Origin of the sequence: Pandoraea eparura (assembly GCF_902459725.1) — a bacterium.
Taxonomy (GTDB): Bacteria; Pseudomonadota; Gammaproteobacteria; order Burkholderiales; family Burkholderiaceae; genus Pandoraea; species Pandoraea eparura.
The window spans coordinates 47,890-61,997 of the sequence record NZ_CABPSH010000008.1; the positions used below are offsets into that span (position 1 = coordinate 47,890).

General features: G+C 62.0%; 15 protein-coding genes. 13 read left to right on the plus strand and 2 right to left on the minus strand.

What is annotated here, in order from left to right:
- Nucleotides 1-9 precede the first annotated feature (9 nt).
- From infA to dsbD, 9 genes are all read left to right on the plus strand, one after another.
- Nucleotides 10-228: a translation initiation factor IF-1 gene (gene infA, locus PEP31012_RS15995; protein ID WP_150590309.1), complete on the plus strand. Its 219-nt coding sequence runs from the start codon at nt 10-12 to the stop codon at nt 226-228.
- Nucleotides 229-247: 19 nt separating this feature from the next.
- Complete coding sequence (gene rpmJ, locus PEP31012_RS16000) at nt 248-364, plus strand: 50S ribosomal protein L36 (protein ID WP_010804115.1); 117 nt, start codon at nt 248-250, stop codon at nt 362-364.
- A 35-nt stretch (nt 365-399) separates the two neighbouring features.
- Nucleotides 400-765, plus strand: coding sequence for a 30S ribosomal protein S13 (gene rpsM, locus PEP31012_RS16005; protein ID WP_150590310.1), 366 nt, complete (start codon nt 400-402; stop codon nt 763-765).
- A gap of 17 nt (nt 766-782) precedes the next feature.
- Nucleotides 783-1,187 (plus strand): 30S ribosomal protein S11, encoded by a 405-nt coding sequence (rpsK, locus tag PEP31012_RS16010; protein ID WP_010804113.1) that lies wholly within the window; start codon nt 783-785, stop codon nt 1,185-1,187.
- 152 nt (nt 1,188-1,339) lie between these two features.
- Nucleotides 1,340-1,963, plus strand: a complete 624-nt coding sequence (gene rpsD / locus PEP31012_RS16015; RefSeq protein WP_150590311.1) for a 30S ribosomal protein S4 — start codon at nt 1,340-1,342, stop codon at nt 1,961-1,963.
- Between the two features lie 105 nt (nt 1,964-2,068).
- Nucleotides 2,069-3,046: a DNA-directed RNA polymerase subunit alpha gene (locus PEP31012_RS16020; protein WP_150590312.1), complete on the plus strand. Its 978-nt coding sequence runs from the start codon at nt 2,069-2,071 to the stop codon at nt 3,044-3,046.
- A 165-nt stretch (nt 3,047-3,211) separates the two neighbouring features.
- Nucleotides 3,212-3,604, plus strand: coding sequence for a 50S ribosomal protein L17 (rplQ, locus tag PEP31012_RS16025; protein ID WP_150590313.1), 393 nt, complete (start codon nt 3,212-3,214; stop codon nt 3,602-3,604).
- 193 nt (nt 3,605-3,797) lie between these two features.
- Complete coding sequence (cutA, locus tag PEP31012_RS16030; protein ID WP_150590314.1) at nt 3,798-4,130, plus strand: divalent-cation tolerance protein CutA; 333 nt, start codon at nt 3,798-3,800, stop codon at nt 4,128-4,130.
- Between the two features lie 58 nt (nt 4,131-4,188).
- Nucleotides 4,189-6,144: a protein-disulfide reductase DsbD gene (gene dsbD / locus PEP31012_RS16035; RefSeq protein ID WP_246171333.1), complete on the plus strand. Its 1,956-nt coding sequence runs from the start codon at nt 4,189-4,191 to the stop codon at nt 6,142-6,144.
- Nucleotides 6,145-6,268: 124 nt separating this feature from the next.
- Here the strand turns inward: dsbD and hemB are convergent, their stop codons facing one another.
- Nucleotides 6,269-7,267 (minus strand): porphobilinogen synthase, encoded by a 999-nt coding sequence (gene hemB / locus PEP31012_RS16040; RefSeq protein WP_150590315.1) that lies wholly within the window; start codon nt 7,265-7,267, stop codon nt 6,269-6,271.
- A 501-nt stretch (nt 7,268-7,768) separates the two neighbouring features.
- The gene (gene yihA, locus PEP31012_RS16045; protein ID WP_150590316.1) at nt 7,769-8,437 is read right to left on the minus strand and encodes a ribosome biogenesis GTP-binding protein YihA/YsxC; all 669 of its coding nucleotides are present in this window, start codon (nt 8,435-8,437) and stop codon (nt 7,769-7,771) included.
- A gap of 298 nt (nt 8,438-8,735) precedes the next feature.
- Here yihA and PEP31012_RS16050 point away from each other — a divergent pair, with 298 nt between their 5' ends.
- The 4 genes from PEP31012_RS16050 (at nt 8,736) to msrP (ending at nt 14,086) form a co-directional block, all read left to right on the plus strand.
- On the plus strand, nt 8,736-9,392 hold the full coding sequence (locus tag PEP31012_RS16050) for a c-type cytochrome (protein ID WP_150590317.1): 657 nt from the start codon (nt 8,736-8,738) through the stop codon (nt 9,390-9,392).
- A 167-nt stretch (nt 9,393-9,559) separates the two neighbouring features.
- Complete coding sequence (locus PEP31012_RS16055) at nt 9,560-11,695, plus strand: cytochrome c biogenesis protein ResB (RefSeq protein ID WP_246171334.1); 2,136 nt, start codon at nt 9,560-9,562, stop codon at nt 11,693-11,695.
- Between the two features lie 11 nt (nt 11,696-11,706).
- Nucleotides 11,707-12,891, plus strand: coding sequence for a c-type cytochrome biogenesis protein CcsB (ccsB, locus tag PEP31012_RS16060; RefSeq protein WP_150590318.1), 1,185 nt, complete (start codon nt 11,707-11,709; stop codon nt 12,889-12,891).
- 196 nt (nt 12,892-13,087) lie between these two features.
- The gene (gene msrP, locus PEP31012_RS16065; protein ID WP_150590319.1) at nt 13,088-14,086 is read left to right on the plus strand and encodes a protein-methionine-sulfoxide reductase catalytic subunit MsrP; all 999 of its coding nucleotides are present in this window, start codon (nt 13,088-13,090) and stop codon (nt 14,084-14,086) included.
- The last annotated feature ends 22 nt before the right edge of the window (nt 14,087-14,108 follow it).

Consider the following 14,108-nt stretch of genomic DNA (forward strand, 5'->3'; position numbering starts at 1 on the left):
TCCTGGATCATGTCGAAAGACGACGTTATACAAATGCAGGGTGAGGTCCTTGAAAACCTCCCCAATGCCACCTTCCGGGTAAAGCTGGAAAATGGCCATGTAGTACTTGGACATATTTCCGGCAGGATGCGGATGCATTACATCCGCATCCTGCCTGGAGATAAGGTGACGGTAGAGTTGACGCCCTACGATCTGTCGCGTGCGCGGATCGTCTTCCGGGCGAAGTGATTAGAGAGAGGGAATTGTCATGAAAGTTTTGGCATCTGTTAAGTGCATCTGCCGCAATTGCAAGTTTGTGAAGCGCAAAGGCGTGCTGCGCGTGATCTGCAGTTCGGATCCGCGCCACAAGCAACGTCAGGGCTAATCGGCCTTTAACGCTATTTAGTTGGGGAATTACGAATGGCTCGTATCGCAGGGGTTAACATCCCGAACCACCAGCACACCGCAATCGGCTTGACGGCCATTTACGGTGTCGGCCGCACGCGCGCTCGCCAGATTTGCGAAGCCGCCGGTGTGCCGTTGTCGAAGAAGGTCAAGGACCTCGACGACGCGGATCTCGAAAAGCTGCGTGATCAAGTCGGTCAACTGACGGTCGAGGGCGACCTGCGCCGTGAAGTGACCATGAACATCAAGCGCCTGATGGACCTGGGCTGCTATCGTGGTATGCGTCACCGCAAGGGCTTGCCGCTTCGCGGTCAGCGCACCCGTACCAATGCGCGTACCCGCAAGGGCCCGCGTAAGGCCGGCGTCTCGCTGAAGAAGTAACCAGAGGATAGGAACTCATGGCTAAGCAACAGAACAACGCCGCTTCGCAGCGCGTTCGCAAGAAGGTCAAGAAGAGCGTTGCCGAAGGCGTCGTGCACGTCCACGCTTCGTTCAACAACACCATCATTACGATCACCGATCGTCAGGGCAATGCGCTGGCATGGGCGACGTCGGGTGGCCAGGGCTTCAAGGGTTCGCGCAAGTCGACCCCGTTCGCTGCCCAGGTTGCTGCCGAGTCGGCTGGCCGCGTGGCGCTGGAATACGGCGTGAAGAACCTGGAAGTTCGCATCAAGGGCCCGGGCCCGGGTCGCGAATCGGCGGTTCGTGCGCTGAATGCGCTGGGTATCAAGATTACGGCCATCTCGGACGTGACGCCGGTCCCGCACAACGGCTGCCGCCCGCCGAAGCGTCGTCGTATCTAAGACGTAGAAGCAAATCCTGCTATAATCGCGGGTTCGCGCACGGTCTCGGCCGTGCGCGTAGCAATTTCTAAGACCACCGTCCGGTACATAGGTACCGGACTTGCGTAGTGGACAAAGTTCGCTGCGTCAGATTTTGAGATAAAGGAACAACCGTGGCACGTTATATCGGCCCGAAGGCCAAACTCTCCCGCCGTGAAGGTACCGACCTCTTCCTGAAGAGCGCACGCCGCTCGCTCGCCGACAAGTGCAAGCTGGACAGCAAGCCGGGTCAGCATGGTCGCACCTCGGGTGCTCGTACGTCGGACTACGGCAACCAACTGCGCGAAAAGCAGAAGGTCAAGCGTATCTACGGCGTGCTTGAGCGCCAATTCCGTCGCTATTTCGCGGAAGCCGATCGCGTCAAGGGCAACACGGGTGAAAACCTGCTGCAACTGCTCGAATCGCGCCTCGACAACGTCGTGTACCGCATGGGTTTCGGCTCGACGCGCGCTGAAGCGCGCCAGCTGGTCGGCCACAAGGCGATCTCGCTGAATGGTGTTGTGTCCAACATCCCGTCGATCAAGGTCAAGGCCGGCGACGTGATCACCGTGTGCGACAAGGCCAAGAAGCAAGTGCGTATTCAAGAAGCACTGTCGCTGGCCGAGCAAGTCGGTTTCCCGATCTGGGTTTCGGTTGATTCCAAGAAAATGGAAGGTACTTTCAAGGCACTGCCGGAACGTAGCGATATCGCAGGCGACATCAACGAAAGCCTGATCGTCGAATTGTATTCGCGTTAATATCCGTATGCTGACGCGCCTCACGGCGCGTTTTTGCGTTCCGTGCAGGTTGTCACGCATCAGCCTTATCGGTGTAACGAGCCGAGGGTATTGAAAAGGAAACCTATGCAAACCAGTTTGTTGAAGCCCAAGATCATTGCGGTTGAGCCGGTCGGTGAGCATCACGCCAAAGTCGTGATGGAGCCGTTCGAACGTGGCTACGGCCACACCTTGGGTAACGCGCTTCGCCGCGTGCTGTTGTCGTCGATGGTCGGTTATGCCCCGACCGAAGTGACGATCGCCGGCGTTGTGCACGAATATTCCACCATCGACGGTGTCCAGGAAGATGTCGTTAACTTCCTGTTGAACCTGAAGGGTGTGGTGTTCAAGCTGCATAACCGTGACGAAGTCACCGTTACGCTGCGCAAGGATGGTGAAGGTGTGGTGCGCGCTTCGGATATCGAAGTGCCGCATGATGTGGAACTGATCAATCCCGACCACGTGATTGCGCATCTGGCCAAGGGCGGCAAGCTCGACGTGCAGATCAAGATCGAAAAGGGTCGTGGTTATGTCCCGGGTAACGTGCGCCGTTATGGCGACGAGTCGGCCAAGGTGATCGGCCGCGTCGTCCTCGACGCGTCGTTCTCGCCGGTCAAGCGTGTGAGCTATGCGGTCGAATCGGCCCGCGTTGAACAGCGTACCGACCTGGACAAGCTCGTGATGAACATCGAGACCAACGGTGTGGTGTCGCCGGAAGAAGCGATCCGTCAATCGGCTCGCATCCTCGTCGACCAACTGTCGGTGTTCGCTGCGCTGGAAGGCACGGAAGCCGCCAGCGAAGCCCCGTCGCGTGCGCCGCAGATCGATCCGATCCTGCTGCGTCCGGTGGACGATCTCGAGTTGACGGTGCGTTCGGCCAACTGCCTGAAGGCCGAAAACATCTACTACATCGGCGACCTGATCCAGCGTACCGAGAACGAATTGCTCAAGACCCCGAACCTGGGTCGCAAGTCGCTCAACGAGATCAAGGAAGTGCTTGCCTCGCGTGGCCTCACGCTGGGCATGAAGCTCGAAAACTGGCCGCCGGCTGGTCTCGAGAAGTAAGGCGTAACGGCATGGCCGCCCTCGGGCGGCCGTGTCGCTACGTAAGTGCGGCGCGTCGGAGTGTTCTTGAACGTTCCGATACGGCCGATAGCGAAGGTACCGGCCCGCGGTGATGGTCACCGATAGAAGAGCTAGGTCGAAAACTCTGTTTAAAGGAAAGTTGAAATGCGTCACCGTCATGGTCTTCGTAAGCTGAACCGTACCAGCAGCCACCGTCTGGCAATGCTGCGCAACATGTCGAACTCGTTGATCCAACACGAAGCGATCAAGACCACGCTGCCGAAGGCGAAGGAACTGCGCAAGGTCGTCGAGCCCCTCATCACCCTGGGCAAGAAGGATTCGGTGGCCAACCGTCGTCTGGCGTTCAACCGCCTGCGCGATCGTGACATGGTCACCAAGCTGTTCAACGAACTGGGTCCGCGTTTTGCCAACCGTCCGGGCGGCTACCTGCGCATCCTCAAGATGGGTTTCCGCGTGGGCGATAACGCGCCGATGGCTTTCGTCGAACTGCTGGATCGTCCGGAAGTCGACACGGAAGCGCCGGAAGTCGCTGAGTAAGCGATTCGCGCCACGGTCTTTTACGACCGTCAGCCGTCAGAAGAAGCCAGGTCGTCGACCTGGCTTTTTTCGTTTTGAGGTGTTGTCCGAAGGCGTCGGCGTGTTATTCCGGAAATAGCCGGCCGATCGCACACGTTTCCCGGCGTCGGTGTACAGTGAACAATCCCCACGCTTGAACGGTCTACCGCACATCATGGATGCCCTGCTTATCGTCATGACGACGTTCCCCGACGAGGCCAGCGCCGAGGCTGCCACCGACGGCATGCTGGCCGAGCGGCTGGCGGCGTGCGTGCAGCAAATGGCACCCGTGCGTTCCAGTTATCGCTGGCAGGGCAAGCGCGAGACGAGCGTGGAGGTGCCGCTCATGATCAAGACGACGGCTGGGCGTTATGGCGCCCTCGAGCAATTCATTAAAGAACATCATCCGTACGACGTGCCGGAGATCGTGGCGTGGCCCGCTTCGGCGGCGTTGCCCGCGTACGCGCGGTGGGTCGAGGGTGAGACGCGGGGGACGTTGCATGTCTGATGGGAAGACGAGGGTGGGGCCGGCGGTTGTACGAGGCGGTCTCGATGAATCAGGCGCGATGCGACATCGCGCCCTGTGGCTGTGGTCGCTCGCGTTACTGGTCGCGGTGGCGGTTCTGTCGCTCGGGGCCGGGCGAGCCCACGCCGCTGACGACTTTCTCGATCCGGATGTCGCCTTCAAGGTGTCGAAGACCGAGCAGCCCGGTGCCGTGTTGCTGCATTTTGACGTTGCCAAGGGTTATTACCTCTACCGAGAACGGTTTGCTTTCGCTACCGACAATCCCGCTGTCGCGCTGGGCGCTCCCGAGTTTCCGAAAGGCGAAGTCAAACGCGACGAGACCTTCGGCAAGGACATGGAGGTGTATCACGAGCCCATCGACGTTCGTATTCCCGTCAGTCGTGCCGGTGGGCCGTTCACCCTGAATGTCACCATGCAGGGCTGCGCTGAGAAGGGGTTGTGCTATCCCCCGATGGACAAGCCGATGAAGATTTCCGCCGCAGCCATTGGCGTGGCGAGTGACGGGGATACGGGTGGGGAGGCGCAGGGGGAGTCAGCGGCCAAGTCGCAGCCCGGATCCGCGACGCTGGCGCTGCTCGGTGGCAAGGCTCAGGCGTCGGCCGGACAGTCTGCCATCACGTCGTCGACATCGGTGTCTGCGGTACCTGATGCCGGTACCGCTGGTGGCTGGTTGTCGGCGCGGGACGACTATCACGAGGCCGAGCGGATTCTCTCCGGTGGAAGCTTCGCGCTGGCATTGGCGATCTTCTTCGCGTTGGGTGTCGGGTTGGCCTTTACGCCGTGCGTGCTGCCGATGGTGCCGATTCTCCTGTCGATTGTCGCCGGACAGGGGGCCAGTCGAGGCAAGGCTGTGCGTCTGGCGCTCGCCTATGTGCTCGGCATGGCCGTCGTGAATACCGCCATTGGTGTCGCTGCCGGGTTGCTGGGGCAAGGCCTCATCGCGTTCCTGCAGGCGCCATGGGTGCTGGTTTCGTTTGCTCTGCTCATGGTGATTCTGTCGCTGTCGATGTTCGGGATGTATGAAATCCAATTGCCGTTGATGTGGCGCGCCCGCATCGACGATGCCGCTCGCAGGCAGCAGTCCGGGCAATGGATCGGTGCGGCGATGATGGGCGTGATGTCGGGACTGATCGTGAGTCCGTGCGTGACCGCGCCGCTTGCGGCCGCGCTCGCCTTTATCGCGAGGACCGGGGATGCGGTATTTGGTGGCGCAACGCTCTTCGCGTTGTCGCTCGGGATGGGGTTGCCGCTGGTGATCCTCGCGGGCGGTGGCGGTGCATTGCTGCCGCGCGCCGGGGCGTGGATGGACGGCGTGAAGCGCTGCTTTGGCTTCCTGCTTCTCGGTGTTGCACTGTGGATTGTGCGGCCATTGCTGAGCACGCCTGTGCTGTTGCTCGGCGTGGGAGCGCTGCTGCTGGTGGCAGCCGCCTTCATGCACGTTTTCGATCGGTTGCCCGACGGTGTGAGCGCGGCGCGACGCGTGCTCAAGGGGATGGGGGTCGTCGTGGCTCTGCTTGGCGCCGTTGCCTTGGTGGGGGCGGCAGTGGGGGCGCGTGATCCGCTGGCGCCGCTTGCCGGGTTGACCGTCGCCACCTCGGGGAGCGCCAACGCCGATGCCCCCAGGGTCGAGGGCGTCCGGTTTCATCGCGTACGCAGTGTTGCCGAACTCGATCAGATCATCGCTACGGCGGACCGTCCGGTGATGTTCGACTTCTATGCGGACTGGTGCATCAGCTGCAAGGAAATGGAGCGCTTCGTCTTCACGGATCCGCGGGTCAAAGCCAGACTTGATCAGATGTTGCTCGTGCAGGCGGATGTCACGGCCAACAGTGCCGATGATCAGGCACTGCTCAAGCGCTTCGGGCTGTTCGGCCCGCCGGGCATTCTCTTCTTTGACAGCAACGGTAACGAGAGAAAGGGCGTGCGCGTGATCGGCGCGCAGTCGGCGGATCAGTTCCTGCGTAGCCTCGACAAAGCGTTGGGCCCGGCCACCTGAGCATTGGCACCGAACCCGAACCCGAACCCGAACCCGAACCCGAACCCGAACCCGAACCCGAACCCGAACCCGAACCCGAACGCGGCGCATCGCGAACGGATTCGGTGGTGCCGGCGGCTGCGGATTACGCTTGCGCGCGAATCAGCCTTGCCGCGTCGAGCGCGAAGTATGTCAGGATGCCATCGGCGCCAGCACGTTTGAAGGCAAGCAGCGATTCCATCATGACCTTGTCGTGGTCGAGCCAGCCGTTTTGCGCGGCAGCCTTGAGCATCGCGTATTCACCGCTGACCTGGTAGGCGTACGTGGGGAAGCGGAACTCGTCCTTCACGCGGCGCACGATGTCCAGATACGGCATGCCGGGCTTGACCATCACCATGTCCGCCCCTTCTTCGATGTCGAGCGCGACTTCACGCAGCGCTTCATCGGAGTTGGCGGGGTCCATCTGATACGTCATCTTGTTGCCCTTGCCCAGGTTCGACGCCGATCCGACGGCATCGCGGAACGGGCCATAGAAGGCCGACGCGTACTTGGCGGCATACGCCATGATGCGCGTGTGGATGTGGCCGTCGGCTTCGAGCGCTTCGCGAATGGCGCCGATACGACCATCCATCATGTCGGACGGCGCGACGATGTCCACGCCTGCTTCCGCCTGCGTGAGCGCTTGCTTCACGAGAATGCCGGTCGTCACGTCGTTGATGACGTAACCGTTGTCGTCGAGCACGCCATCCTGGCCATGGCTCGTGTACGGGTCGAGGGCAACGTCGGTCAATACGCCAAGATCCGGGAAGTGGCGTTTAAGCTCACGCACAGCGCGCGGGATCAGGCCATCCGGATTGGTGGCCTCGATGCCGTCGGGCGTCTTGAACGACGCGTCGATGTTCGGGAATAGCGAGATCACCGGCACCCCTAGCGTGACACACGTGTCGGCAACGCGTAGCAGTTCGTCGACCGAGACGCGCTCGACGCCGGGCATCGAATCGACGGCCTCGCGGCGGTTCTCGCCTTCGAGCACGAACACCGGATAAATGAGGTCGTCGCAAGTCAGGTGGTTTTCGCGCATCAGACGGCGCGAAAAATCATCGCGTCGCATGCGGCGCGGGCGAAGCAGGGGGAAGGAACTCATGCGATGGGTCCTTTGGACGAAGAATGGCGCGTCGAAGATTCTGGTGAAGTCGGTCGCGGAGGCATCCCGAAACCCGCGCGTCGTTGCCGCTGGCTCAGCGATCCCGCCAGCGGGAACGTGCGCAAAAAACGGCACTTGCCGGGAAACTTTCGAACGCATGGTATATCATACCAACCGGATGTTCGCACTGCGTGCGACGTCCCCCGCTTCTCCTCCCTGAGCGGGCGCCTGTCGTTCTACGATAAGGCTCATTTAAACCCGCCGTGCCTACACGGCGGTTTTTTTATGGGCGCGCGAATCGTGTCGGTCAAGCCCTTGGCAACGCAGCGTTCGGGGGGATTCGAGCGCACTCATCCGTTCGGCCGAGGGGGCGTGCCCGGCCGCGTTGCGCGCGCCGATATTGCGCCAAACGCATGGAGGGCCGCGCGACTCGCCGCGACGATTTGCCGCGCCTGCGCGGCACGTCTGGTCTTCGCCGCCCCCTCGAGGCTTGATGCCCGCTTACTTCTTGGCGGTGGTGCGTGCAGGAATGGCGAGCCAGTCTTCGAGCACGCGTTGCGCGGCTTCCACGCCGGTACGCTTGAGTGACGAAAACAGTTGGGCGGTGAACTGCGGCGGCGTTGCGGGATCGTCGGACGGCAGGCCGTCAGTGCGCGGCAGGGCCGCCAGTCGCTTTTGCGTGTCGCGCAGTACCACGGTCGCTTCCTGACGCGTCAGCTTGTCGGCCTTGGTCAGCAGCACGTGGATGGTCCGCCCCGTCGGCATGAACCAGTCGATCAGCTCGCAATCGAGATCCGTGAACGGACGGCGTGAGTCCATCACAAGGACGAGGCCGCGCAATTGCGGCCGCTGCACGAGGTAGTCGCCCAGAAGCTGCTGCCAGTGGACCTTCACGCCACCGCCGACTTCGGCGTAGCCATAGCCAGGCAAATCGACGAGATAGCCGTACAGATGCTCGAGGTGCGCGATCTCGAAGTAATTGATGTGCTGCGTGCGGCCTGGCGTCTTGCTCGAGAAGGCCAGCCGCTTCTGATTGCAAAGAATGTTGAGTGCGCTGGACTTGCCCGCGTTCGAGCGACCCGCGAAGGCGACCTCGGGCACGGCCGTGGGCGGCAGGTCGCGCAGATGATTGACGGTCGTGAAGAAGCGGGCTTGATGAAGTAGGGACATGACGGGGACCGAGGAGCGCCGCAGCCACAGGAGTCGGGCTGCAACGCGGGCGCAGGCACGCAAGACGGTGGGTTCGATGCGCCCCCGGCGAAAGCCCGGGAAGCCCCGTTCTGCGGCCTTCTACATGGAAATCCCCTAAAGTCGGGGAAAGACTTTATTGTACAATATGAAAGTTAACCTTGGCCTTGCCAAGGCTTGTCCGAACGTCTCGCGCGCCGTGCGGCTGGAGGAGAAACGCGACGCCGGACGGTGAGTTCGAACGACCGATTTCCCGACAAAACAGATATAAGGTGTGCGAATGAACCGAGGAGTGTGGAAGTCTCTCGCTGCAACACCGTTGGCGCTGGCATGCTTTCTTCTGAGCGGTGCAGGACACGCCGCCGAGCCTCAGGCGCCCGCCAAACCCGACCTGAACCGGGGTCAGGCCATTGCCAGTCAGGTGTGTGCCGCCTGCCACGCCGCAGACGGCAACAGCACCGGTGGCGCTTATCCGAAGCTCGCCGGTCAGCACGCCGAATATCTCTACAAACAGCTCACCGAATTCAAGGCCCAGCCCGGCAAAACGCCGGCGCGCAACAACGCCATCATGGCCGGCATGGTCGCCGCGCTGTCCGATCAGGACATGCACAACGTCGCCGCCTATTTCGCCTCGCAGACCATGAAACCGGGGGCCGCGCGCGACAAGGACACCGTGCCGCTGGGCCAGAAGATCTACCGCGGCGGACTGGCCGAAAAGGGCGTTCCCGCCTGCGCCTCCTGCCACGGCCCGACCGGTGCCGGTATGCCGTCGCAGTATCCCCGTCTGTCCGGCCAGTGGGCGGAATACACCGCCGCCCAGTTGGTGGCGTTCCGCGACGAGGTTCGCAAAAACAATGCGCCGATGCACACGGTCGCCTCGAGGCTGTCGGACAAGGAAATCAAGGCAGTCGCGGATTACATCGCCGGTTTGCGCTGATCGGCAGCCCATGCTCTGACATCATGTGAACGTCAGGGTATATTCGCTGACTTATAACGAAACCAGCTGCGGCACCGCAGGGCGGCCGGATGGAACTGGTTTAGCATACACAGGGTGGCGGGCGCGTAAGAGACGCGTCCCCGCCCTTTTTTGTTGTCGGACACAGGATGAGCCTCAGTACCTCGGGAATGCAGATCAAGGGCGCGCAGCGGTGGGTGCGCGATGGCGTCGAGCTGGTCAGCTCGATGCGTTTCGCCATCAGCCTGCTGAGCGTGCTTGCGATTGCCAGCATCGTGGGCACCGTGCTCAAGCAGGGCGACCCTTACCCCAACTACGTCAATCAGTTCGGTCCGTTCTGGGCCGACATCTTCCGCTCGCTCGGTCTGTACACCGTGTACAGCTCGTGGTGGTTCCTGTTGATCCTCTTCTTTCTCATGGCGTCGACGACGCTGTGCATCGTACGCAACGCGCCGAAGATGGTCGCGGACATCCGCAGCTGGCGCGATCACGTGCGCGAGGGCAGTCTGCGAGCCTTCGGTCACAAGGCCGAATTCACCGGCCCGGCGTCGCGCACCGACCTCGTGTCGCGCCTCACGGGCTATCTCGGACGCCGCAGCTACCGGTTCGTCGTCCGCGAGCGCGACGGCGCGACGCTCGTCGCGGCCAAGACCGGCGCGGTCAACAAGATCGGCTACATCTTCGCGCACAGTGCGATCGTGATCATCTGCCTGGGCGGACTGGTCGACAGCGACCTGCTCATTCGTCTCCAGATGGCGCTGTTCGGCAAGTCGCCGCTGCAGGGCAACGCCGTGATTGCCCAGATTCCCCAGACGCACCGCCTCTCGCCGAACAATCCGGCGTTTCGCGGTTATGCGTTCGTGCCGGAGGGCGGTAAATCGAACACGGCGATTCTGAATTTCCAGGATGGCTCGGTGGTGCAGGACCTGCCGTTCTCGGTCGAGTTGAAGAAATTCCACGTCGACTACTACTCGACCGGCATGCCGAAGCTGTTCGCGAGCGATATCGTGGTCACCGACCCCGAGACCGGCAAGTCGATGAACGCGACGGTAAAGGTCAACGAACCATTCATCTACAAGGGCGTGGCGATCTACCAGTCGAGCTTCGAGGACGGCGGCAGCAAGCTCAAGCTCACGGGGTATCCCATGCACGGCCCGACCGACCGAGCGTTTGCGTTCTCGGGGAACGTGGGCGGTTCGACGCAATTGCGTAGCGGCGGCGCCCGCCAGGACGAATACACCGTCGAGTTCAGTGATTTCCGCGCCATCAACGTCGAGAACATCAGCAATGGCAGCGGCGAGCGCGACGTGCGCGGTGTGGCCCGCAAGTCATTGCGAGATGATCTGAACGCCCGACTCGGCTCGGGCGCGCGCCCCGACGTGGGCAAGGATTTGCGCAACGTCGGGCCGTCGGTGCAGTACAAGGTGCGCGACCGCAATGGGCAGGCGAAGGAGTACCGCAACTACATGCTGCCGATTCTGGTGGACGACGGCGAGCGCGTCTTCATGACCGGCGTGCGCGATACGCCGGACGGCCCGTTCCAGTATCTGCGCATTCCGGCGGACGCCGACGGCTCCGTCAAGCAATGGATGCTGCTGCGCGCCGCGCTTCAGGACGATGGCGCTCGGGCGGAAGCGGCCCGCCGCTTCGCCGCCCAATCGCTGCCGTCGCAGACGTCGGCAGCGTTGCGCGGGCAATTGCAGGAGAGCGCCAAGCGCGAGCTCGATCTGTTTGCCGGCGCGATTCCGGCAAGCAAAACCAGCCATGCGAAGGGCGGCTTGCAGGCGATTGCGGAGTTCGTCAACGAGAAGGTCCCGCAGGATCAGCAATCGAATGCGGCCGACATGTTCCGCCGCATTCTGGACGGCACGATCTGGCAACTGTGGCAGGTCGCGCGCGAACAGGCCGGGCAGCCGGCCATGACGCCGACGCCCGAGAATGAGCGCTTCGTGCATACGGCGACCAACGCGCTGTCCGACAATTTCCTGTACGACGCCCCCGTCTACCTGCAGCTCGATTCGTTCGACCAGATCCAGGCGAGCGTCTTCCAGCTCACGCGCTCGCCGGGCAAGAAGATCGTGTATCTTGGCAGCTTGCTGCTGGTGCTTGGCATCTTCTCCATGTTCTACGTGCGCGAGCGGCGTCTGTGGCTGTGGCTCAAAGACACGCCGGACGGCGGTAGTTCGGTATTGATGGCCGTGTCGACCACGCGCCGCACATTGGATTTCGAGAAGGAATTCGCCCGTACGAAGGCGGAGATCGACGAGATCGTCACAAAACGATAAGGGTGAGACAGATGGAGTTATTGCAAACCTATTCGGAAGTCTCGTGGCTGCGTCGGCGCAGTGTCGGCGACTGGCTGTTCGCGCTGGCGCTGGCGATCGGGGCGGGCTTTGCCCTCAATCGCTACGGACACTACATGGATTATTACGAGCACACGATTCTGGTGCTCTGCGTGCCGGTCTTCGCGCTGCTGGGCTGGCACTGGCGGTCCGTGAGGTGGCTGATGGCCGGGATCGCGATCCTCGCCCTCTCGGGCATCGGGCTGTATCACCATGATCTGGCGCGCGCCGACCAGGCGTTCCTGCTCAAGTACTTCCTCTCGAGTCAGTCGGCCATCCTGTGGATGAGTGCGCTGTTCTTCCTGGCCACGTTCTTCTACTGGGGCGGCTTGATCGCGCGGTCACCGTTCGGTGCGAGCGTCGGGTCGGCGTTGTGCTGGTCCGCTGTGCTACTCGGCTTCACCGGCATGATGGTGCGCTGGTACGAGTCGTATCTGGTGGGCGCCGACGTCGGTCATATCCCGATCTCGAACCTGTACGAAGTGTTCGTGCTCTTCTGCATGATCACGTCCCTGTTTTATCTGTATTACGAGCATCACTACGAAACACGCTCGCTCGGGCCGTTCGTGTTGCTCGTGATCAGCGCGGCGGTCGGCTTCAATCTCTGGTACAGCGTGGCGCGCAGTGCCTACGAGATCCAACCGCTGGTGCCGGCATTGCAGAGCTGGTGGATGAAGATTCATGTGCCCGCGAACTTCATCGGTTACGGCACGTTTGCGCTCGCCGCGATGGTCGCGGTGGCGTATCTGCTCAAGTCGGGCGAGAACCGGCGTCTGGCGGTGGCCGGCAAGCCGCTCGACAGCGGATTCTTCTCGTCGCGCCTGCCGTCGCTCGAGTTGCTCGATGACCTGATGTATAAGGCGATTGCCGTCGGTTTCGCGTTCTTCACGATCGCTACGATTCTCGGTGCGCTGTGGGCCGCCGACGCGTGGGGCGGTTACTGGAGCTGGGACCCGAAGGAGACCTGGGCGCTGATCGTCTGGCTGAACTACGCGGCATGGCTGCACATGCGCCTGATGAAGGGGTTGCGTGGTGCGGTGGCGGCGTGGTGGTCACTGACCGGCTTGCTGATCACGACCTTCGCGTTCCTCGGTGTGAACATGTTCCTCTCGGGACTTCACAGCTACGGTCAACTCTGACACGCATTGCCGCATCGGGCATCGCGCGAAAGCCGCCGCACGCTGTTGCCGGCGGCTTTTTTCATCGTGTCGTATGATTTTGCGCACCAGGGCGATGGGAACGACGCCGTTCCGGCACCCGTCTGAATGGGCAGGCGCGTTCGCAACGTTGCGCAATCGGCGGCCGTGGTGCAAACGGCTGGCAGGAGGGGACATCATGAGACAGGATCAATTGCGCTTGCGCGGGGCGGACATTCCGGCGAGCGACATTACGCCGCACGAGGTCGTCACCGCTCGGCGGCGCTTTCTGCGCGCGTCCGGTGCCGGGTTGACGGGGCTGGGCGGCGCTGCCCTAGGGCTGTTGCCGCTACAGACGGCCTTCGCGGCCGACAGTCCAGGCACAGGCCTGGCGAAACTGGCGGCGACGCGCAACACGCGTTACGTCATCACAGACAAGACGACCGATATCAAGGACGTCACCACCTACAACAACTTCTACGAGTTCGGCACCGACAAGTCCGATCCGTCGCGCCGCGCCAGTACGCTCAAGCCGCGCCCGTGGCAGGTGGCCATTGAGGGCGAGGTCAAGCAACCGAAGGTCTACGATATCGATGCACTGCTCAAGCTTGCACCGCTTGAGGAGCGCGTCTATCGCCACCGTTGCGTGGAGGGGTGGTCGATGGTGATCCCCTGGGTCGGCTACTCGCTGTCTGAACTGTTCCGGCGGGTGCAGCCGACGGGCAACGCGAAGTATGTGGAATTCGTCACGCTGGCCGATCCGAAGCAGATGCCGGGGCTATCGTATCCCGTGCTGAGTTGGCCATACGTGGAGGGATTGCGGATGGACGAAGCGATGCATCCGCTGTCGCTGCTGACGTTCGGCTTGTACGGCGAGGTGCTGCCGAACCAGAACGGTGCGCCGGTACGGATGGTGGTGCCGTGGAAGTATGGGTTCAAGAGCGCCAAATCCATCGTCGCGATTCGCTTCGTCGAGAAAATGCCGCTCACGAGTTGGAATCGCGCGGCACCGGACGAATATGGTTTCTACTCGAATGTGAATCCCGAGGTCGATCATCCGCGTTGGAGTCAGGCGACCGAGCGTCGCATTGGCGACGGCGGCATTTTCACGCCCAAGCGCAAAACGCTGATGTTCAATGGCTACGGCGATCAGGTGGCCAGCCTGTACCAGGGCATGGATCTACGCAAATTCTTCTGAGCGCACGCGCCGCGTCGATCTG